Below are 21411 nucleotides of genomic sequence, written 5' to 3'. Positions count from 1 at the left end.
TAGCATTAGCAGAGAACTTTCATCTGTTTGAAAATTGACAAAAGATATTTGTTTAGGTATATACTGAAAATTTTTAACTTTGTCATTTTTTTAGTCAACTTTTTCCCGCCGCACACGCTCTGCGGACTTCGTCAAAGTTGCAAAAACTGCAAGGATAGAATTAGTACTAAATCATACTAAAATTATCTTATATATATAACCTATTAAATAAAAACCTATATAGCTTCTTTGGGCCACCACCGAGTAGGTGCCTAATCGGCAAAAGAAGTGTGGGCTGCACGCTGTGTACTTCGTAAGGGCAAAGCCACATATATTAAAAAGAAAATATAATTTTAATTTTGACAAAATATAGTTGTTTAGGTATATACTGAAACGATTTCATTTTGCTGACTACTACACATTATATAATTGTTATCAACTTTTTTGCCGCACAAAAAAGTTGCTGCCTACGGCACGCAGAGCGAAAAACGCAATTGCTAGAACTTTATATTTTAAGAATATCTATCAAATATGGTGTAATACCCTAATTTTAGGTTAAAAATGCAGTCTTTCGCGATAGCGTATCCGAGCCTGTCGAGGATATAGGTTCTTTGTGCCACGCCACAGGCACTCCTTTCAGTCGCAAAAGAACTGGGGGAGTGGTGGAAAAGCCACCACAAACAATAAAAATATATACTGAAAAATTAAATATTAATAATTAAATATTCTTTTTGAAGTGTTATTTATAAAATGTATTATAGATTCATCTTCTGGTTCATTGATTTTATAATATTCTAATAATTTTTGATATTCTCTTTTTATTGTGTTTATTATTTCTTTTTTATACTTTTTATTATTTTTTAAAATATTTTCTAAATATGCAATTGTATTTCTTATTTGATGAGTATTTTTATTTGAACAGCTTTCTACAAATTCATTTATATAAATATTGAATATATTATCATTTTCTAAAGTATTTAGAGATAAAATATATAATATAGTAGAGTTTCTATTATTAATAAATATATCAAATTCTTTAAAATCTATTAAATTATTTTTATGCATATATAAAGCCATATCAATAAGAAGTCTGTAATTATTTGTTTTATTTTCTTCATCAGATAATTTTTTATAATATTCCAATGCTGATTTGATTTCATCTGTCCAATCAAAAATTTCTTTTTTAAAATTGCCTACGTACAAATTTGTGTCTGAATGAACTTTTAAATATAAAACTTTAACATAAGAATCTATAATATCTTGATTTTGAAATGCATCTTTTATATGTTTTTCTATATTTTTATAATTATGATTATCTAATAAATAAACAAGTTTTAATTTATAATTTTCATCTTTTTCTAAATTGTGTAAATTATATAGTTCATTTAAATACTGTTCTTCCAATGACTTGTATTTATGCATTGTTGTTATAATACTTTGTTTATTTATAATATTATCTTCTTTTTTATTATTTAATATATCATAATAGTATTTAATTAAGTCATCAATTTCAAATTTTAATCTTAACCCAAAGGAACCCATATTATAATCAAGAGATGTTTCCAAAGCCCAATTTTCATAATAATCAACAAAATTATCATAACAAGTTATAAAAGGCTCTTCATAGAACTCATCATCATAATAAACAACTTTTCCTATATTTTCTCCTGTTACTATTAAACCTATAGAAGAAGAACAACCCAAAGTTCCGAACCTTAATATTCCATAATATTCAAAGTCTGTATTTTCTATATCATTAGCATTTCCTTCATTGACTTTTTTTGAATACTCTATCATCAAATCAATTCTGTTATCATATTTCAAATAATCAAAATACATATCTTCAAATTTATCCATACTGTAGCCATGACAAGCCCCTCCGTTTCCGACTTCTGTTATGAACCAAAAATAATCTTCCGGAAGTTTGAATTCATATTTATTTTCTAATTCTATAACTTTATTTTTATTTATAGGGGGATTTAATTTATATTTATGACTTTCTGATGCAAATTGTTTGAAGTTTTTATCTGTTTCTTTGCATTTATTTAGGAGATTTAAAATATTTTGTTTTCTTTCATTATTGAGTTTTTTATTTATATTGATCATTCATTAATTATACATTTTGAATACATAAAGTCAAATTATAAAATTAATCTGTTTGACTTTATCATATATTTTGTTATAATAAAGTCAACTGTACCGCAGGGCTTACCTTTGGTAGCTCACTCTGCGGGCTTTTTTATTTATGAAGAATTATAATAAACCAGCTTTGTCAATTAATGATCAAATAAAATTACTTCAATCTAGAGGCTTAATAATAAAAGATATAAATTATGCTACGAAAGTTTTAGAAAAATTAAATTATTATAATTTTAGCGGATATATTTATATATTTGAAAATAAATCAACTACAAGAACTCATAATTTTTTAAATAAAACCACTTTTGAAGAAGTCTTTGAAGTTTTTAAATATGATGTACAATTAAGACAACTTTTATTTTCTTGTATTTCTTATATAGAAATATATATGAGAAATATTATAGCTAGAAATTTTTTAGATGTATATAATAATGATCCATTTGCTAATTATAATTTATTAAATTATAATAACGTAAATAGTGAAATAAATAAAGAAGTTTTACGATCAAAAGAAATATTTATTAATCACTATAAAAGAGAATATTTAGATTATCCTAAAATACCAATTTAGATAAGTGTAGAAATAATGAGTTTAGGTACATTATCAAAATTTTATTCTTCTTCTGAAAAAAAATTACAAATTTTAATAACTAATAATATGAATTTGTATCATTTAAAATATTTAAAAAGTTGGTTATTTGCTATAACCGAAATAAGAAATAGATCTGTACATCATTCAAGAATTTTATGTAGGCAATTATTAAATCCTCCAATTATACCTAAAAATATTGTACTGAATAGTAATTATAATTGGAATTCAATTTCAAATTCTTATTTATTTAATTTTATAGTAACATTGGAATACATTGTTAAGGTTTCTAGTATTTATACAGAATTTACATTACCAATTATTCAAAATTTATATGATATGATTAATAATATATCAAATAATAGAATATTAAAGAATAAACCAGTAATAAATGATATAGGTATAATAAATAATTGGAAAGGTGATTTATTTTTCTGTTAATATATTTATTTACTCACAAATCATAATACCGCCTTCATATTTCAATGCCTTTGCTGATACAAGATCCTTTTTGCTTAAAGCATTTTCGCTATGAAGTTTGCATTTTAAATATTCAGCACTTGTTCCTATATAATTACTATCGCCCAAATCTTTTTCTATTACTATTTTTAAATTTCTTCCTTCAGCATTTTTGTAATATGAATCTTTAAGCTTATTATTTAAATCATTTAATATTTTAGCTCTTTTTAATTTAGTTCTGTATCCAACTTGACCGTCCATTTTTGATGAAGGTGTATTTTCTCTGTTTGAATATCTAAATATGTGAATCTTTATGAATTTTGATTTTTCGCATAAATCATAAGTATCATTAAAATCGTCATTATCTTCATGCGGGAATCCTACCATTACATCACTGCTAATAGCCATATTTGAATTAATTTTGTATAATTTTTCAGTTATATTTAAATAATCTTCTCTTGTGTATCTTCTGTTCATAAGTTTTAGTATTTTGCTGCTCCCTGATTGTAAAGGTATATGAGTATGAGGACATAATACATCATCATTTTGAAATAAACTTATAAGTTCATCATCAAAATAAAGAGGCTCTACAGATGAAAGTCTTATTCTTATTCCATATTTTGATGAATGTTCTAATATGTTTTGAAGTATTTTTGTGAATTTTACTTCATTATTATAGTTGTATGAACCAAGATTTAAGCCAGTAAGAACTATTTCTTTATAATTGTAATCATTGGCCATTTTTATAGCATCATAAATTTTTGAAGGCTCAACACTTCTGTGACTTCCGCGTACTCTTGATACTATACAATAAGTACAAAATACTTCGCATCCGTCCTGTATTTTTAAATATGCTCTGCTTTGCTCTTGAGGAAAAAATATAGGATTTTTAAACTCAGTAGAGTTGTTGTTATGCATAGTATTGAATATTATTTCAGATGCTTCTTCTTTTTTATCATTTGGTATGAGAACAATATTATCTTTAATAATAGAAGAATCTCTATCTTTTTTTGATACATAACATCCGATTAAGAATATCTTTTTTTGAGATAAGTCGCCAAGTTTTTCTAAATAAGCCATGAGTTTTTTATCACTATCATTAGTAACAGTGCATGTATTTACAGCTATTGCATCAGCATTATCTAATTCGGTGATATTGGCACCCATATTTTTTAATTCATAAGATATTTTTTCACTTTCGTATTGATTTAGTCTGCATCCAAAAGTATGTATATGTATATTCATATTATTCTCTTAAATAAATAGTATTAATTCTTTATTAGTATATATTAAAAGTGATAATAACTCAAACATATTTTAAAAAATGATTAATTAACATAATAAATTTGTTGTTAAAGTTCTATAAATTCCGATTAACATAATAAGATATTTTTTTATTTTTCCTACTTGCGGTATTTTATAATTATGTTAATATAATTATGTTTATTAAAATGCGAGTATAGTATTAACATATATTATTAATATTTAAATAATAAAAGAATTTAATTTCTATTATATATAGCAAGGGAGTGTATAGAATGAATCCTAACTATCGAATAGAGTTGGCTGATAATAATAAAGGGAGAGAAAAAATGACATTTAATAATGCATCTTCATTAGATAACACAATAATCAAAGTAATAGGTGTAGGTAATGGCGGATGTAATGCAGTAAATAGAATGATAGAAGAAGGCTTAGAAAATGTTGAATTTATAGCAATGAATACAGATGCCCAAGCTCTTTCCCGTTCTAATGCTCCTACTAGAGTTGTTTTAGGAGACAGAGTAACTCAAGGTTTAGGTGCAGGTACAGACCCGGAAAGAGGTGCTGAAGCTGCAAGAGAAGATATTGCTAGAATAGAAGAACTTGTAAGCGGTGCTAATTTAGTATTTATTGCAAGCAGTTTCGGAGGCGGTACAGGAACAGGAGCAAGCCCAGTAGTTGCTGAAGCTGCTAAAAAAGCAGGAGCTTTAACTATTGGTGTAGTTACTAAACCTTTTGATTATGAAGGCAAATTAAAAATGAGCCGTGCTGAATCAGGCATAGATAAAATGCTTACAGTAGTGGATTCTCTTATTATAATACCTAATGAAAACCTATATGATATGGTTGATATGGATAATTACAGCTATGAACAGGCTTTATCTGTTGTAGATGATATACTTCGTCAAGGCGTACAAGGTATTTCTGATATAATCACTCAAACAGGATTTATCAATGTAGACTTTGCCGATGTAAAAACTATGATATCTCTTTCTAATGGAAGAGCCCATTTAGGTATAGGTGTAGGTAAGGGTGACGAAAGACTTCAAAAAGCTATTACTAATGCATTTGAAAATCCTCTTTTAGATGTTTCTAGTATCAAAAATGCTAGAGGTATACTTGCTAATATAGTTTGTCCTAAAGACTTTGCTATGAGAGAATACAGAGAAGCTAGCAAAATTATCAATAATTATGCTAATGAAAATGCTAATATAAAAATTGGTGTTTGCCCTAAAGAAGATATAAAAGATGAAATTATAGTTACTATAGTAGCTACTGGTTTTGATGCTAATGCTAAAAACGATTCTGATAATAAAGATGTTGATGGGAATGCTAATGACAGATTTAATATAAATAGAAGTTTAAATAGTTCATCTAATACTGCTTCTAAAATAAATAATAGCAGTACTTCAAATGAAACAACTAATAAATCAGAAAATATTGTAGTTGATATGGTTGAAACTAAAAAAGTAGAAGAAGTACAGAAAGTTGAAACTCCTAAAGCAGCATTAAATCCTTTTATTGATAAAAAAGTTACTGAAACTGTAGTGCCATCTAATAATAAAGCAGAAAATATAAGTGAAATAGATGATATTAATACAATAGTAAAAGAACCTGAAGAAGAAAAAGAAGTAGAACTTGGAGCTGCAAGTGTTAAGACAGAGGAAATAAAAGCTGTTGAAAAAGTTCAAGTTGCAGAAGAACCAAAAGCTGCTGCTGAAGTACATAAAACTGAAGAAATAAAAGAGATAAGAGAAGAAAAAGCTGAAGTAAAACCTGTTGTATCAGAAGTTAAAACTGCTGAAACTAAGACAGAGAGTAGAGTTGTAGAAAATAGACCTATAGAGAATAAAATTGTAGAAACAAGAGCTGCAGCAGAAGAAAAAGTAGTATACGAAGAAAGAGCAGAGGAAGAAGATTATAGTTTTGAAAATAAAATTAAAAATCTTAGAAAACCTCTTATAACTAAATCAACTAGATTTAATAATGAACATTATGCTGCAGAAGAATTATCAGCTAATGATAACTCTAATGTACATAATGATGATACTGTAGAGAGATTTAATAGAACTATAGTTAATAATAATCAAAATGCTGCAGAAGATAGTTTAAGATATGAAACAAGAAATTCTACTATACATAATAGAGCAGTAGAAAAAATATCAGAAGAAATGCGTTTTGAGGACGAAGAAAAAACTAATCATCCTCATTCAGATTATAGAAGACCTTTTGATATAGTTTCCGATGATTATATGGACAAACATAATAAATTAGGTTCCAAAATAGGAATATTTGGGGAATCATCTGTGACTGAAACAGATTTAGAGAAACCTGCCTTTTTAAGACGTCAAATACAGGCAAGAAATACTATGAGATAAGGTGTTATTTTTAATATGAAGAAAAATATTTTTGGTAAAAGATTCCTTCTAAGTCTTTTTATCTTTTGTATATGTAGTTTTATAGCTTTCTCTCAAAATACTGTAGAAAATGCTTTGAAACTATACGATACAAGAAATTATGAAGATTCTATCAATATGTTGGAATCGATTAATGTTAAACCCAGCGATTTAGATGCTTATCTTTTGCTTATAGATAATTATATAAAGCTTAATAATTTTTCTATGGCTGAAACTTTAATAACAGATGCTCAGCGTTATCATTCAAAGAATTATAGACTTTTTGAAAGAAAATTAACTATAGAATTAATTAATAATAGAAATTCTGAAGCAAGAACTACAGTTAATACAATAAAAAATTTAGACAGTAAGAACTATTTAGCTAATTATGCAGAAGGTGTTCTTAGTGAAAGAGCTGGATATTATAAAACAGCTTTAAGTATGTATGAAAGAGCTAGAGTTATAGACAGAGTAAGACCAGAGGCTACAGTTGCTTTAGGTTATTTATATTTAGCTAATGGCAGCAATGAAACAGCATTAAATCTATTCAATGAAAATGTAACTAATAATCCTAGAATGGCTGAGTCTTATTATCATGTTGCTAATTATTATTATTTGAATAAAGATTATAATCATGCTTTAGATGAAGTAAATAATTCTCTATTCTATTATACAAATTATAATGATGCTAAAATATTACAGGCTAATATATATTTGGCATTAAAAAGATATGATGATGCTATTGGTATATTAGAGTACATGCCTGATACAAGTTTTAAAAATAATGATAAATATTATTATATAGGCAGTGTTTATGAAGGAGCTCATAATTATGTAAGAGCTAAAAATGCTTACATAAATTATTTGAGAGCTAAGCCGGAAGATGAACTTGGAAGATTAGCTTATGAAAGAGTGCTTCTTCATACAAATCCTACTGTTGATTATGAAAGAGACAGAGCTGCTTTATATTATGGAAATTTAGCATCTTATTATACTAGACTTGCTGATACTGTTAGATCTCAGGCATATTTAAAACATATGTTAAGATTGAATCCTGCAAATACTTATTCAAGATTAATGCTATCAGATGTTTATAGAAGAATGGGATTGGAAGAAAAGTCTTTGGAAGAATTAGAGATAGCTAAAAATGTTAATCCTTCAGAAAAATCTATTATCTATAAATATGATAGTTATAAAAGAAAATTAGATAAAAATATAGTATCAAAATCTTGGGGTATAGATCAATATAATATAGATATGCCAGGTTTTACAGTTGCTATATCTGATACAATTACAGCACAAAAAGATAGTCCGATGTTTTTGAATACTTCTCTATATCAGACATTATCTTATGTACTTCCTCAATTTGGAAGATTTAAAGTATTAGATATGTATACAAATTACTATGAAACTAGAGATTTATACAGAGAATTACATTCAAGAAATGTTGATTATTTCTTAAGAGGTTCAACTTTCCAAAATGCTGATACATTTACTATTATGTTGGATTTAGTAGATGTAAAAAGTGAAAAGGTTGTTACTAACTTTACAGTTATGACTAAAGGCAGAGAAAAAATAATGGGTGCTGCAGTTATGGCAGGAAGAGTTATAAATAATTCAATACCTTTCTATGCTAAGGTAATAAAGATTCATAATGACAATATATATATTAATGCTGGTAAATTACAAGGCATTACTAATAATATGAATCTTATTATTTATAATACAACAACTCCTAGAACTGATTTAGCTACTAAAGGTTATAACAGTGCTATAGGTATGATAAAAGTTATAACAGCTGATGAGAATGTATCTTTGGCTAAGCTTATTGATGGAAGATTATTGAATACTATTAATTTAAATCAAATAGTTATGCCTTATATAACAAATAGATCAGCAACACAAAGTACAAATACAAATATATAATTTATTTTGAATTAGTAATTTAAAATCATACAATGGAAAGAAATATTATAGGCGTATATGGACTTATATGTTCAGGCAAAAGTTCTTTTTCTAAAATGCTTGCCGAAGAAATGAATGCTCTATATATAGATGCAGATTCTATAGGGCATGAAGCTTTGATTAATAATAAAGATAATATAGTTAAAGAATTTTCAGCTGAAATATTAGATGAAAATAATAATATAGACAGAAAGAAATTAGGTTCTATAGTATTTAGCAATTTAAAAAAATTGAAAAGACTTGAAGAACTTAATTATCCGTATATAGAAAATAGGGTAAAACAATTAATAGATTCCACTGATAAAAATGTTGTTATAGAAGCGGCACTTATTATGAGAAGTAAAATTCGCTTTATGTGTACAAGTTTGATATATGTAAATGCAAGGACTTCCGACATCATAAGCAGAATGAAAAAAAGCAGAAATATTTCTGAGCATGAAGCTAGAAAGAGGCTAAAAATGCAAAGAGATGTTAAAAATAATAAGCTCAATGCCGATATTCTAATAAACAACATGAAGGATTATAATAACTTAATTATAATCTCAAAAAAATTAGGAAGGCATTATGGAGTTAAATCAAAACACAGAAGAAAAAGGCACTTCTATTAATAATAGTCAATTTGGCAAAAGAAAGACACTCTATATAGTTAATTTTACACCTATAAGATTGTTGGTATTCTCTATTAGTGCTGTTGCTTTAATATTATTTATATTTGTATTAGGTTTTCATTTGGGCGGTTCAAAACCTGTACATGCTAGCAACACTGCAAATGAATCTATAGAGGCATTAATGAGAGGTGCAGAAGAATCTGAAAACATGATGACTGAAAACAGTGCAGCTGATGTACCTGAAAATAATGCAGTTGCTTTAAATGAATATGACAGTTCAAGTATCATAAGAGAAGGCAATACTTCTGCTGACAGATATAATGAGTATACTCAAAATTTAGCTTCAGAATTAGATGCTATTAATGAAGATATAAAAGTAAAAGAAACAGCTGGTCAGGCCCCTAATTCAACATATACTCCTCCTCAGCAATTAGCTAGTGTAGCTCCTAAGAAAACAACTGCAAGTACTTCTACTTCTACAACAAGAGTACCATATACTAGATCTTCTTCAGAGAATTCTATATATTTTATACAAGTTGCAGTTGGTTATGATAAAGATAATACATACTCTGCTAGAGATTATTTAAAAACTAAATTCCCAAAAACTTTCATTAAAGAAGAATCAATGGATGACGGCAAAGTTATGTATAAATTAAAAATAGGAAGATATGAAACTAGGGAAGAAGCTCAAAAGGCTTTAGCTGAAATAAAGAAAATTCCAGCTTATAAAGATAGTTATATTTATTCCGATAAGAAAGTAAGTTAAATAAAAATATCCTAAAAGTTATAGTGGTGCCCTCATAAAGATATTATTATTTTTATGAGGGCATTACTATTTTTATACTATTTGTTCAAACTGTGTATTTTTTGATTCTTGATTATTTATTTCAATGATTTCTTTGTTATATTCTTTTTCATCACTATCATAATATGAGGCAGTTATTGATAAAGTTTCAGTATCTTCTTTTGAGAAATATCCCATTATCATAGCTGATTTATATATTATATCTTTTTGGACATTTTTTATATTATCATAAATTTCTAAATATCCGAATGGTCCCTTATTGTAATTTGGTTTTAATGTAATACAATTTTTTCTTACTCTTTTTTCTAAGGCATTATTTTCTTTTTCATTTCTTCCAAGTAATAGTTTAGTATTTTTATCTATTCTTACATGTCTTCCTATTGCTAAATACTGCATAAGTTCAATATTAAGTATTTCCTTTCCATTATTAGCAATAAGATCATTATATCTTCTAGCATAACCTTTATCTACTATAGCACAGCCTGCACCTGCTGGAATAGGGTAGTCAGTAATTCCGAATTCTTCTGCTAATTTCATTTGAACATGTCTTGATCTTCCGTATATATCATATAAATGTTCTCTGTTTATTAATCCTTCTTCTTCAGCCTTTGTTATAGGTAAAAGTTTTGCTGATAATGGTCTTAATAATTTGCCTTCAAGTCCGCTTTCTCTTATAGCATTTATTAAGTCTTGTGATTTCTGACTCATTGGTCTTTGTCCATTAACTTCTCCAGTAGCTATAAAATCGTAACCTTCTTCTTCCATAATTTTTTTAGCAGTTTTTAGCATTAATATATGGCAGTCCAAACATGGATTGATTGCACTTCCATATCCATATTTAGGATTCAAAAACATATCCAAATAAACATCTTTTAATGATACAAATCTTATTGGTATATTAAGAAAGTCAGCAGCCTTTTTGGCAGGATCTTCACTGTATATGTCAAGCAATTCTTCTTTTATAACTGCATATTCTAATCCAGTGACAAATCTTAAAGCAAGTACATCAATATTTTCTCTTTTTAGAATAGCTCCTACAAGCATACTATCTAGTCCGCCTGATAATAGTAAAATAGCTTTTGCCTTTTTATCGCTCATCAATATTTCCTTAATTTATAAATTGTTTTTATAATATAACCAAACAACTATATTTTGTCAAAAATAAATTTATATTTTTGTTTTTATATCTGGGGCTTTGCCCCATACCCCAGTTCTTTTATTGGTATAAAAGAACCAAAAAAACTGCATTTTTAGTCTAAATCTAGGTTATACCATACATTTAATACATATATTTTTAATATAAAGTTCTAGCAATTGCGTTTTTTGCAACTTTTTTGTGCGGCAAAAAAGTTGATAATATTACATAATGTGCAGTAGTCGGCAAAATGAAATCGTTTCAGTATATACTGAAAATTTTTAACTTTGTCATTTTTTAGTCAACTTTTTCCCGCCGCATACGCTCTGCGGACTTCGTCAAAGAACCTTATATCCTCGACAGGCTCGGATACGCTTCGCGAAAGTGCAAGTATAAAATTAGTAAAAAATCATACTAAGATTGTCTTACATGTAAGATAATCTTAGTAAATTTAATATAAAATATAGCCCTTCGCTGAAGGCGGGCTGTGCCTGCTTCTTTGTGGCAATACCACAGGCACTCCTTTCAGTCGCAAAAGAAGTGGGGTTGTGGGGGCAAAGCCACCATAAACAATAAAATTGAAAAAACTAAAATTGACAAAATATAGTTGTTGAGGTATATACTAAAATGATTTTATTTAGTCAATTTTTTGTTATGCTTTATAAAAATATATTTAAGAAGTTTATATTATACAAGAAAAAATTTTTATATAATTTACAGTTAAAAGAATGTAAATATTTATACATATAAAACTTAAATATCGTAAATAAATTTTATATACTATTGAAGTTTTATATAATTTATATTATAATGTTTCCTACAAAATATAATTGATTATTTAAGGATAATACTTTCAGTACAATTTGTAATTTAATACATATCTTATTTTATTCTCTTAATAAGAAATATACATTAAATAATTTCCTTTTTATTATTTTGAAGTTATAATTTTTTTTATTTTTAAATCACAAAATAATTTTATACTTAAGGAAAAATAAAAATGGATATTATTATAATAATAGTGTTAATACTTTTTAATGGCATATTCGCCATGTCTGAAATTGCAGTAATTTCTGCTAGAAAATCTTCATTAATGAAAGACAGTAAAGAAGGAAGCAAAGGTGCAAAGATAGCATTAACCCTTGCTGATAATCCTGATAAATTTTTATCTACAATACAAATAGGTATAACTTTAATTGGTATATTAACAGGTATTTATTCAGGTGATACTGTTGCAAAAGAATTATCTAATTTATTAATAAAATTAAATATACCGGAAACTTATTCGGCTATGGCAGCACAAATATTAGTTGTGGCATTGGTAACATATTTAACATTGATATTCGGAGAGCTTGTTCCTAAAAGAATAGGAATGGTAATGCCGGAAAAAATAGCAAAAACTGTTGCAGGACCTATGACATTGCTTTCAAAAATAGGAGGCCCTTTTGTTTGGGTTCTTTCAAAAAGTGCATTGTTAGTTTCAAGAATTTTAGGAATAAAAGATGATAAAAGTCCTGTAACTGAAGAAGAAATAAAATCTATGATAGAAGAAGGCAGACAGGACGGAGAGGTTAAGGATATAGAGCAGGATATTATAGAGAGAGCTTTTTATTTGGGTGACAGAAAAATAGAATCTATAATGACTCATAGAAATGATATAGTCTTTTTAGATGTTAATATGAGTAATGATGAAATAAAAAAAATTGTATCAAAGAATTCTTTTTCTGCTTATCCTGTAGTTGATAATAATTTGGATAATATTGTCGGAGTTGTAAGGGTAACTGATATATTTGATAAATTAAATAGTTCTAAATCTAAAATAGAAAAGTATGTAAAAAAAGCTCATTACTACCATAATAATATGGAAGTATATTTAGTGCTTGAAGAAATGAAAAAAAATAATACAAAAATAGGACTTGTATCAGATGAGTTTGGAAATATAGATGGAATGATTACACAAAGTGATATATTTGAAGCATTGGTTGGTTCTATATCTGATGGAAAAGATAGTAAAGATATTAGAAAAAGAAAGAATGGCGGTTGGTTTGTAGACGGAAAATGTCCTATATATGATTTCTTAGAATATTTTGAAATAGAAGATGAAAATGTTTCTAATAGCTGCAATACTATAAGCGGATTAATATTAGAACTGCTTCAGCATGTACCAACAGAGGGTGAAGCTTTAGAATGGAAAAATTTAAATTTAGAAATAGTTGATATGGACGGAGCTAGAATAGATAAGGTTATAGTAAATAAAATTGAAAAAACTGATGAAAATTTGAATGACGATAAAAATGATTGATGAATAAAAAGATTTGCTCGAGACTGGACTTGAACCAGCACGGTGTTACCCGACAGCACCTCAAGCTGTTGTGTCTACCTATTCCACCACCCGAGCTTTAGATATTTATGAATTATATATTAAATAATTATTTTGTCAAATGTTTATTTTTTATAAGAAGTATTCATTGTATAAATATAATATTTGTAGATTATAAAAGAAATAAGATATTTTTAAAGAAAACACTTATAAATATAATTTGCTTATAGAATAGTTCTATTTTATAATGACTTAATTAATTAGTTAAAAATATATAATATAGATTATTTATTATAATTTAAAATGAGTATAAATTTAATTGATTATTAAAATTAATTTGAAAAAAAAAATTATTATTATATAATAACTTTTACATATTTTTTATGTTTATTTTTAATATATAATTATTTAGGGGAAATTATGGATTATTTGAAAGAAACAATTATTTGGCATAACAGTTTATTACAGTATATAATATCAATAGGTATATTCCTTATAGCTATAGTATCAATGAATTTAGGTTTAACATTTTTATTGAAGCTTTTATTAAAATTAAATGTTAAATTCCACAATTCATTTGTACTTTCTTTGATTAAAAGTATTAAAAAAAGAGCAAGACCTTTAATATTTATAGTATCTTTAGCTATAGGCAGAGTAGGGCTTACTTTACCAAAAGAATGGAGCGGATATTGTGGAAAAATAGTTGCAGTATTTATTATAATATTTGCAACAATGTTTATATGCGATTTAATAACTAATTTCAGCGATAATTATTTGTCTAAGAAAAAAGAAGTTGTTATATCAGACGGTATTATTACTATAATAAAATCTATTGTATGGGTAATAAGTTTCTTAACTATATTATCAAATTTGGGAGTAAATGTAAATACTTTTATTGCTGGTCTTGGTATAGGCGGTGTTGCGGTAGCATTTGCAGCTCAAAGTATAATAGCGGATTTATTTAACTATTTTGTTATAGTATTTGATAAGCCATTTTTAAAAGGTGATTTTATACAAATAGATCAAGACGCTGGTACAGTAGAATACATAGGAATAAAATCTACAAGAATAAAAAGAAACAGCGGAGAACAGCTTTTAATATCAAATACTAATTTATTAGCATCTAGAATACAAAACTATAGAATATTAGAGAAAAGAAGAAGATATATGGTAATAGGTGTTGAATATTCTACTCCTTTAGAAAAATTAAAAGTGATACCAGATTTAGTAAAATCAATTATAGAAGGTACTAATAATACAGAATTTTACAGTGCAAGATTTTTAGAATTTGCAGATTCTTCTCTTAATTTTGAGGTTATATATCATGTAACGATACCAGATTATGCTGGATTTGTTCAAGTAGTTGAAGAAGTTAACTATAAAATTGTAGATGAGTTTAATAAGTTAGGTGTAGGTTTTGCTTTCCCATCAAGAACTTTATATATAAGCAAAGAATAAAATATAAATTATTATTAAATTATTATTGAGGACTTACTATGGATTATCAATTAAAATCTTCAAATATGATACCTAAATTTGGAATAGGTACTTGGTGCATTGGTGAAGAAGAAAGGAAAAGAAAAAAAGAAACCGATGCGATAGTTTATGCTTTAGAAAATGGTGTAAGATTAATTGATACAGCAGAAATGTATGGAAATGGCGGAGCTGAATTATTAATTGGCGAGGCATTAAAAAAAGCAAATATAAAAAGAGAAGAACTTTTTATTATATCCAAAGTATATCCTCATAATGCTGGTAAAAGCAGTTTATTTAAAAGTTTAAAAGCTTCTTTAAAACGTTTAGAATTAGAATATTTAGATATGTATTTGCTTCATTGGAGAGGAAGAATACCTTTAAGTGAAACAGTAGAATGTATGGAAGAGGCAAAAAAAGAAGGATTGATAAAAGATTGGGGTGTATCTAATTTTGATATAGATGATATGAAAGAGCTTGAATCTGTAAAAGACGGAGATAAATGTGTTCTTAATCAAGTATTATATCATTTAGGTTCAAGAGGCATTGATTTTGATTTAGTACCTTATCTTAATGAAAGAAATATAGCTTTGATGACTTATTCTCCTTTAGGAAGGGCTGGTGAATTATGTAAGAATATTTTTAAGAGTGAAATGGTTCTTCAAATAGCTGAAAAACATCATATTACTGCAGCACAAGTGGCATTAGCTTTTATAATGAATTTAAATGATAATAGAATACCAATTCCTAAAAGTTCTAATAAAAAACATGTTTTAGATAATATAAAATCTCAAGATATTAAACTTGATGATGAAGATATGAAGCTTTTGAATATAGTATTTCCAAAGCCTGATAAGAAGATGCCTTTAGATATAGTATAATTTTTTATTAGGAAAATATTTATGATAGATATAAATGTATGTTTTGCTTCAAATGATGGTTACGCTTCGTATATGGGAACAGCAATTGCCTCTTTACTTTCAAATGCTGAAGATGATGATAATATTAATATATATATAATTTCAGAAAATATTAATAATTCTAATAAGGAAAAAATATTATCATTAAAGAAAATAAAAGATTGTAATATTTCATTTATAGAACCTAAAGAAGAAATTTTTAAATATATTTCAAAATATAATATGAAAGCAAATTCTACTTGGTTTAGATTGTCAATTCCATCATTAATACCGAATGCTGAAAAGATAGTATATTTAGACGGTGATATGATAATTAATTCAAGCTTAAGAGAATTATTTTCAGATGATATGGAAGATTATTATGCTTATGTAGTAGAAGATGTTATGGATAAAATAGATGAAGTTAAAGGACCTATAGGATTTAGTAAAACTGATAAATATTTTAATGCTGGTTTTTTAATGATAAATAATAAACTTTGGATAAAAGATAATTTGGAAGAAAAATTTTATAATGCGGTAGATACTATGCCTTTGTTGGGGTATAAAGATCAGGATATACTTAATTACTGCTTGAAAAATAGAGTAAAGTTTATAGATAAAAAATGGGACTTTTTAGATAATAAATCATGTTATAGAGAAATTAGTATTAATCTTAATGAGATTAATATTATACATTGTATAGGAAAACCATGGAAAAAAGAATGTAATGTATCATTTTTTGCTGATGAGTTTTGGAAATATTACCAATTAACGCCTTGGTTTTTGGAGCGTCCAATAGATGCTATACAAACAATATTGGCTCAGAAGTATGGAGATTATGAGGAAACTAAATTAAAAATTAATGACTTAAGATGTTTTGGTATTTATCATAATAGAAATACTTTAGAGATAGTTATATTTTTTATAAAAATAAGAATAGAAATGAGTTTTAAAAATGTTAATAAAATAGCTTGGTGGATACCAGTAAAGAAATGGAGAGAGGCTTTCAAAAGAGCTTTTGATGTTTAATAAGGGAGAGTATTTATGCGAATGGATATATGTTTATCAGCAGATGATAATTATGCCAAATATATGGGTACTACTATTGCCTCTATACTTTCCAATTCCAAAGAAGATGAGGAAATATATTTTCATTTATTAGATGGCGGAATAACAGAAGAAAGTAAAAATAAACTATTATCATTAAAAAATATCAAAAATTGCAATATCATATTTTATAGTGTGAATAGTATGAATTATAAATATGATGCCCCTCATTTCTTTAGGCTTAATGTTCCTTCTCTTATACCTAATATTGATAAGTTATTATATTTAGACTGCGATACTATAGTGTTAAATAGTTTAAAAGAATTGTTTGAGATAGATATCAATAATTATTATGCTCTTGCATGTGAGGATGTTTTTTTGAATTGTATTATTTCTTTTAAAAATATGCATGGGCTTAGTGCTGATGATATATATTTCAATTCAGGTGTATTGATGATTAATAATAAATTGTGGAGAGATGATAAATTAGAAAATATTTTTTATGCCGATTATTCAAAATTTGGTAATACTGGTCATGCTGATCAGGATGTTTTAAATAGGATAATAAAAGGTAAAGTAAAAATTATAGATTCTAAATGGAATTTTCTATCGCATAAAAAAGTATACAGTAAAGCTCCTGATATATTATCAGTTAATATTATACATTATGCAGGTGAAAAACCTTGGAAAGAAACTTCATCTAAAGCTTTTTTTATAGATGAGTTTTGGAAATATTATCAGCTTACTCCTTGGTGTAAGGAAAATACATTAGATGCAGTGAAAATAATGATTAGTCAGAAAGTAAATGATTATGAAGATTTAAAATTAAATGTTAATAGAATAAAATTTTTTGGTTTTTATAAAAATAAAGATAAAGTTCAAATAGTATTATTTTTTATAAGAATTACAATAGAACTTAATCTTGATACAGTGAAAAAAATATCTTGGTGGATACCGATAAAAAAATTAAGAGATAAATTTAGAAGCAGTATTTTAGACTAATCTTATGGAATTATATTTTTATTTCTTAACATTTTTAATAAAAAAGACGGCATAGATTTTCTTATAGTTTTATATAAAGTTACAAAATAGTAATAAAAAGCTTCATAATTATTTTTGTCTGATATTTTAAAGTAAGCTTTTTTTAGATATACATTTGATGTTTTTAAATCATTTTTATTTAAGTTTATATTTTTTAATAGTTCGTATATTCTATCATATTCTTTTTTAAGGCTTTCTTTTGAATATATGTTATTTATAGTATTAAACAGCATATACATAATGATATCGAATACATAACCAATATATTTTCTATTGTTTTGATAATATGCTTTTAGGGATTCATTAGAAATTTCTATAATATTTCCTATATAATCTTTATTAACTACATTTACTCCTGCATCATTTCTTTGCACGCAATTATATATAGCTCTGTTATTTATGGCTATAATTGGATTATAAGCCAATACAGTTAATACAAAGCATAAATCTTCACCATTTCCTCTTAAATAGTTATATTTAATGTTGTTTTTTAATATAAATTTTCTTTTAAATAATTTGCTCCATACAGTCGTAGCTATTGTTGTGTTGGTTTGTTTAGCAGCATTCATTGAATTTATAAAATCAGCTATTGATAATTCATATAATCCATCTTCTATAGTTTCGTTTTTGTTTTTTAAGTTTTCTTTTCTTTCATAATCTTTATTGTATGTTTCTATATTTTCAGTTTTAGTTAAATCAGCATTATATTTTTTTGATGTATTATATAATTCATTAAAAAAATTTTCATCTATATAATCATCAGAGTCTACAAATCCTATATATTCACCTTTAGCTTGTTTTATTCCAACATCTCTATTGTATCCCATCCCCATATTTTTTTCACTTTCTATAATTATTATTCTATTATCTTTCTTTTGAAATTCTTTTATTATATTTATGCTATTATCTGTACTTTTATCATCTATACATATAATTTCAATTTCTTTAAGAGTTTGATTGATTACACTATTTAAACATTTTTCTAAATACTGTTCTGTATTATAAACTAATATTATTATACTCACTTTTATCATTTATATAATCCATATGATATTTCATCTTCCAGAAAGACCTATTTTTTTTAATAGAAATCCTCTTATTTTATTTCTTAGATTATAATTTGGTATAAGCCAAACTATTTATTGTAAATAGTTATCTGAATTTATTTTTAAAAGCTTCACGCCATTTTTTTACTGGTATCCACCATGCTATTTTTAATATATTTCTATAATCAACAGCATCTATTGTTATTCTTATGCCGAAAATAACTATTTGCAGTTTTGAACTATTAGCATATACACCAAAGAATTTTAAATAATTACTTCTAAATCTTATATCTTCATAATCATGAATTTTTTGCTGCATCATAGTTTGTATAGCAGTTATGGGTTCTTCAAAAAACCAAGGGGTATATTGATAATATTTCCAATAATCATCTAAAAAATATGTTCTGTCTTTTTGAGCTTTCCAAGGTTTATGTTCAACAAAGTGTATAATTACCGCATCATCTTTAGTAGGATAATGCGGTTTGTCATTATGATCTCTAAACGGCAGATAATTCCATTTTCTATCTATAAATTTAACTCTGTCCATAAAACAATAATTCAATATATCTTGGTCTATAAATTTTAGTTTGCTTTTGTTATCTTCAAAAAATGAGTAAAATTTTTCTTGTATATTATCTTTTATACATAGTTTATTATTTAATAATACTACTCCTGAATTAAAGTATGTTCTTTCTCTTCCAATACCTATTAATTCTTTATGTTCTTTATATATATCTACATATAAATCTTTTACGACTAAAGCATAGTCATCATCAATATTTATAGAAAATAATTCTTTTAAACTTCCATTTATTATGATGTCAGAATCTAAATATAATACTTTATCAGCATTATTAATTAATTCTGGTATTAATAATCTTAAACATATAGCAAGATTATCATATTTATTATTTTCCACTCTGTAAAATTTTATTTCACAGTTTTTTATTTTTTTTAAAGAGAGAAGTTTGTTTTTTGTGTTTTCAGAAATATTAGGCTCTATTATATGAAATATAATATTTTCATCATCAGCGGCATTTTTTAATATAGAAGCCATTGTAACGCCCATATATTTAGCGTAGTTATCATCAGCACATAAGCATATATTATAATCCTGCATTTTTTAATTTACCTCTTTAGTTTATTATTTTTTATCTTCCAGAAAGTCCAATATTTCTTAGCAAAAATCCTCTAATTTTATTTCTTAAATTATAATTTGGTATAAGCCAAACTATTTTATCTACTAATTTTCTTTTTTTGGTATTTTCTTTATAAGTGCAGTTTCCTCCTGCTTCAATCCATTCTTTATTATTTTCTTCCCAAAATTTATTATAAGTGCCTCTCCAAAATTTATTAGGGCCTAGAGAATGTACTATATAGGCATCATTTACAATTTTAGAATCAGGCATACAATTATAATATTCACTTAAAATATTTGTTTGTGCTCCAAACTCTTGTAAGCATATATTTAGTATATCCTCATCATTACATTCATAAATTTTTATTTGTTTGTAGCACCATTCTTTTGCTTCTTTATATCTAGGGAAATTATCACTAATCAAAAATATTCCAGAACATCCTCTTAAGATATTGAGATCGTATTTTTTATTTAATTTTTCAAATAGTTTTTTATTCATATTATATTTTAAATCTATGGTTCCATTTTTATAAAGAGATATATAAAAATGCTCATTTAAATTTATAATATTGGATATATCTTTTTGTATTACCATATCAGTATCCATATAAAGTATTTTTTGATAGTTATCAAGCATATCAAATACTTCAAATCTAGTGTATGCAAAAGCTGTATAATAAGTTATATCTGCTTTGTTATCACTAATACTAAATGGAGGTTTATATATTCTAATAATTATTCTAGGAAAAATTGTTTTTAAGGCCTTTTCATCATTTTTTTCTAGTTTATCAGTATAAAAAACAACATCATATTCTTCGTCTTTTAAATTTTGAAATAAATATTTTTTAGCTCCTATTATGACATTTCCAACAGCAAATGCTTCATTTCCTGTAGAACATAAAAGCAGAGCGATTTTCTTTTTTTTATTTTTATTATCCATATTTTCTGCCTTAAATTATTTAAAACACATAAGCCCCACATTGTTTTTTTGACAATATAGGGTTAAAATTTGGATAATAATGTTTTTTGTTAGTGTTGTGTTGTGTTGTGTTGTGTTGTGTTGTGTTGTGTTGTGTTGTGTTGTGTTGTGTTGTGTTGTGTTGTGTTGT

At 26.1% G+C, this 21411-nt stretch carries 15 protein-coding genes, 1 tRNA gene and 1 pseudogene; 10 read left to right on the top strand and 7 right to left on the bottom strand.

Translation table 11 applies throughout. From position 1 onward, the window contains the following. Window positions 1-690: 690 nt before the first annotated feature. Window positions 691-2085, bottom strand: coding sequence for an SMI1/KNR4 family protein (locus tag Q0K52_RS11010; protein WP_297299360.1), 1395 nt, complete (start codon window positions 2083-2085; stop codon window positions 691-693). Between the two features lie 139 nt (window positions 2086-2224). Between Q0K52_RS11010 and Q0K52_RS11005 the strand changes: the two are divergent. Continuing rightward, window positions 2225-3148: pseudogene (locus tag Q0K52_RS11005) on the top strand (Abi family protein). Between the two features lie 9 nt (window positions 3149-3157). Here the strand turns inward: Q0K52_RS11005 and Q0K52_RS11000 are convergent. Next, window positions 3158-4411 carry a MiaB/RimO family radical SAM methylthiotransferase gene (locus tag Q0K52_RS11000; protein WP_297299359.1) on the bottom strand — a complete coding sequence of 418 codons (1254 nt, stop codon included), beginning with the start codon at window positions 4409-4411 and terminating at the stop codon, window positions 3158-3160. A 293-nt stretch (window positions 4412-4704) separates the two neighbouring features. Between Q0K52_RS11000 and ftsZ the strand changes: the two genes are divergently transcribed. From ftsZ to Q0K52_RS10980, 4 genes are read left to right on the top strand one after another with little or no spacing between them, the layout of a single operon-like run. Further along, window positions 4705-6807, top strand: coding sequence for a cell division protein FtsZ (gene ftsZ, locus Q0K52_RS10995; RefSeq protein ID WP_297299357.1), 2103 nt, complete (start codon window positions 4705-4707; stop codon window positions 6805-6807). Between the two features lie 15 nt (window positions 6808-6822). Continuing rightward, window positions 6823-8751, top strand: coding sequence for a tetratricopeptide repeat protein (locus tag Q0K52_RS10990; protein ID WP_297299355.1), 1929 nt, complete (start codon window positions 6823-6825; stop codon window positions 8749-8751). 32 nt (window positions 8752-8783) lie between these two features. After that, entirely contained in the window at window positions 8784-9398 is a 615-nt protein-coding gene (gene coaE / locus Q0K52_RS10985; protein WP_297299354.1) for a dephospho-CoA kinase, read from the top strand. After that, entirely contained in the window at window positions 9355-10164 is an 810-nt protein-coding gene (locus Q0K52_RS10980) for an SPOR domain-containing protein (RefSeq protein WP_297299352.1), read from the top strand. The genes coaE and Q0K52_RS10980 overlap by 44 nt, the downstream gene beginning before the upstream one ends. 72 nt (window positions 10165-10236) lie before the next feature. Here the strand turns inward: Q0K52_RS10980 and Q0K52_RS10975 are convergent, their stop codons facing one another. After that, complete coding sequence (locus Q0K52_RS10975) at window positions 10237-11301, bottom strand: thiamine biosynthesis protein (protein WP_297299350.1); 1065 nt, start codon at window positions 11299-11301, stop codon at window positions 10237-10239. Window positions 11302-12338: 1037 nt separating this feature from the next. Here Q0K52_RS10975 and Q0K52_RS10970 point away from each other — a divergent pair. Then, window positions 12339-13640 (top strand): hemolysin family protein, encoded by a 1302-nt coding sequence (locus Q0K52_RS10970; protein WP_297299348.1) that lies wholly within the window; start codon window positions 12339-12341, stop codon window positions 13638-13640. Window positions 13641-13654: 14 nt separating this feature from the next. Here the strand turns inward: Q0K52_RS10970 and Q0K52_RS10965 are convergent. Further along, a tRNA-Leu gene (locus tag Q0K52_RS10965) sits at window positions 13655-13736 on the bottom strand. Window positions 13737-14078: 342 nt separating this feature from the next. Here Q0K52_RS10965 and Q0K52_RS10960 point away from each other — a divergent pair. The 4 genes from Q0K52_RS10960 to Q0K52_RS10945 are packed head-to-tail and all read left to right on the top strand — an operon-like array spanning window position 14079 to window position 18079. Continuing rightward, the gene (locus tag Q0K52_RS10960; protein WP_297299346.1) at window positions 14079-15116 is read left to right on the top strand and encodes a mechanosensitive ion channel family protein; all 1038 of its coding nucleotides are present in this window, start codon (window positions 14079-14081) and stop codon (window positions 15114-15116) included. Window positions 15117-15154: 38 nt separating this feature from the next. After that, complete coding sequence (locus Q0K52_RS10955; RefSeq protein ID WP_297299345.1) at window positions 15155-16012, top strand: aldo/keto reductase; 858 nt, start codon at window positions 15155-15157, stop codon at window positions 16010-16012. Window positions 16013-16033: 21 nt separating this feature from the next. Beyond that, complete coding sequence (locus tag Q0K52_RS10950) at window positions 16034-17059, top strand: glycosyltransferase family 8 protein (protein WP_297299343.1); 1026 nt, start codon at window positions 16034-16036, stop codon at window positions 17057-17059. A 15-nt stretch (window positions 17060-17074) separates the two neighbouring features. Then, window positions 17075-18079: a glycosyltransferase family 8 protein gene (locus tag Q0K52_RS10945; RefSeq protein ID WP_297299341.1), complete on the top strand. Its 1005-nt coding sequence runs from the start codon at window positions 17075-17077 to the stop codon at window positions 18077-18079. Between the two features lie 2 nt (window positions 18080-18081). Here the strand turns inward: Q0K52_RS10945 and Q0K52_RS10940 are convergent, their stop codons facing one another. From Q0K52_RS10940 to Q0K52_RS10930, 3 genes are all read right to left on the bottom strand, one after another. Continuing rightward, on the bottom strand, window positions 18082-19152 hold the full coding sequence (locus tag Q0K52_RS10940; RefSeq protein WP_297299339.1) for a glycosyltransferase family 2 protein: 1071 nt from the start codon (window positions 19150-19152) through the stop codon (window positions 18082-18084). A 118-nt stretch (window positions 19153-19270) separates the two neighbouring features. Continuing rightward, window positions 19271-20284, bottom strand: coding sequence for a glycosyltransferase family 8 protein (locus tag Q0K52_RS10935; RefSeq protein WP_297299337.1), 1014 nt, complete (start codon window positions 20282-20284; stop codon window positions 19271-19273). Window positions 20285-20315: 31 nt separating this feature from the next. Beyond that, window positions 20316-21242 (bottom strand): glycosyltransferase, encoded by a 927-nt coding sequence (locus Q0K52_RS10930; RefSeq protein WP_297299335.1) that lies wholly within the window; start codon window positions 21240-21242, stop codon window positions 20316-20318. Window positions 21243-21411: the final 169 nt, after the last annotated feature.

It is taken from the genome of uncultured Brachyspira sp., from assembly GCF_944390845.1.
Classification (GTDB): Bacteria; Spirochaetota; Brachyspiria; order Brachyspirales; family Brachyspiraceae; genus Brachyspira; species Brachyspira pulli.
Note: the sequence above shows the minus strand (reverse complement) of the source record. Positions and strands in the feature narration are given on the sequence as shown.

Bases quoted from the DNA above. Each gene is read 5' to 3' on its own strand.
- Q0K52_RS11010 (WP_297299360.1), bottom strand. From the start codon at position 2,085: ATGATCAATATAAATAAAAAACTCAATAATGAAAGAAAACAAAATATT.
- Q0K52_RS11000 (WP_297299359.1), bottom strand. From the start codon at position 4,411: ATGAATATACATATACATACTTTTGGATGCAGACTAAATCAATACGAA.
- ftsZ (WP_297299357.1), top strand. From the start codon at position 4,705: ATGAATCCTAACTATCGAATAGAGTTGGCTGATAATAATAAAGGGAGA.
- Q0K52_RS10990 (WP_297299355.1), top strand. From the start codon at position 6,823: ATGAAGAAAAATATTTTTGGTAAAAGATTCCTTCTAAGTCTTTTTATC.
- coaE (WP_297299354.1), top strand. From the start codon at position 8,784: ATGGAAAGAAATATTATAGGCGTATATGGACTTATATGTTCAGGCAAA.
- Q0K52_RS10980 (WP_297299352.1), top strand. From the start codon at position 9,355: ATGGAGTTAAATCAAAACACAGAAGAAAAAGGCACTTCTATTAATAAT.
- Q0K52_RS10975 (WP_297299350.1), bottom strand. From the start codon at position 11,301: ATGAGCGATAAAAAGGCAAAAGCTATTTTACTATTATCAGGCGGACTA.
- Q0K52_RS10970 (WP_297299348.1), top strand. From the start codon at position 12,339: ATGGATATTATTATAATAATAGTGTTAATACTTTTTAATGGCATATTC.
- Q0K52_RS10960 (WP_297299346.1), top strand. From the start codon at position 14,079: ATGGATTATTTGAAAGAAACAATTATTTGGCATAACAGTTTATTACAG.
- Q0K52_RS10955 (WP_297299345.1), top strand. From the start codon at position 15,155: ATGGATTATCAATTAAAATCTTCAAATATGATACCTAAATTTGGAATA.
- Q0K52_RS10950 (WP_297299343.1), top strand. From the start codon at position 16,034: ATGATAGATATAAATGTATGTTTTGCTTCAAATGATGGTTACGCTTCG.
- Q0K52_RS10945 (WP_297299341.1), top strand. From the start codon at position 17,075: ATGCGAATGGATATATGTTTATCAGCAGATGATAATTATGCCAAATAT.
- Q0K52_RS10940 (WP_297299339.1), bottom strand. From the start codon at position 19,152: ATGATAAAAGTGAGTATAATAATATTAGTTTATAATACAGAACAGTAT.
- Q0K52_RS10935 (WP_297299337.1), bottom strand. From the start codon at position 20,284: ATGCAGGATTATAATATATGCTTATGTGCTGATGATAACTACGCTAAA.
- Q0K52_RS10930 (WP_297299335.1), bottom strand. From the start codon at position 21,242: ATGGATAATAAAAATAAAAAAAAGAAAATCGCTCTGCTTTTATGTTCT.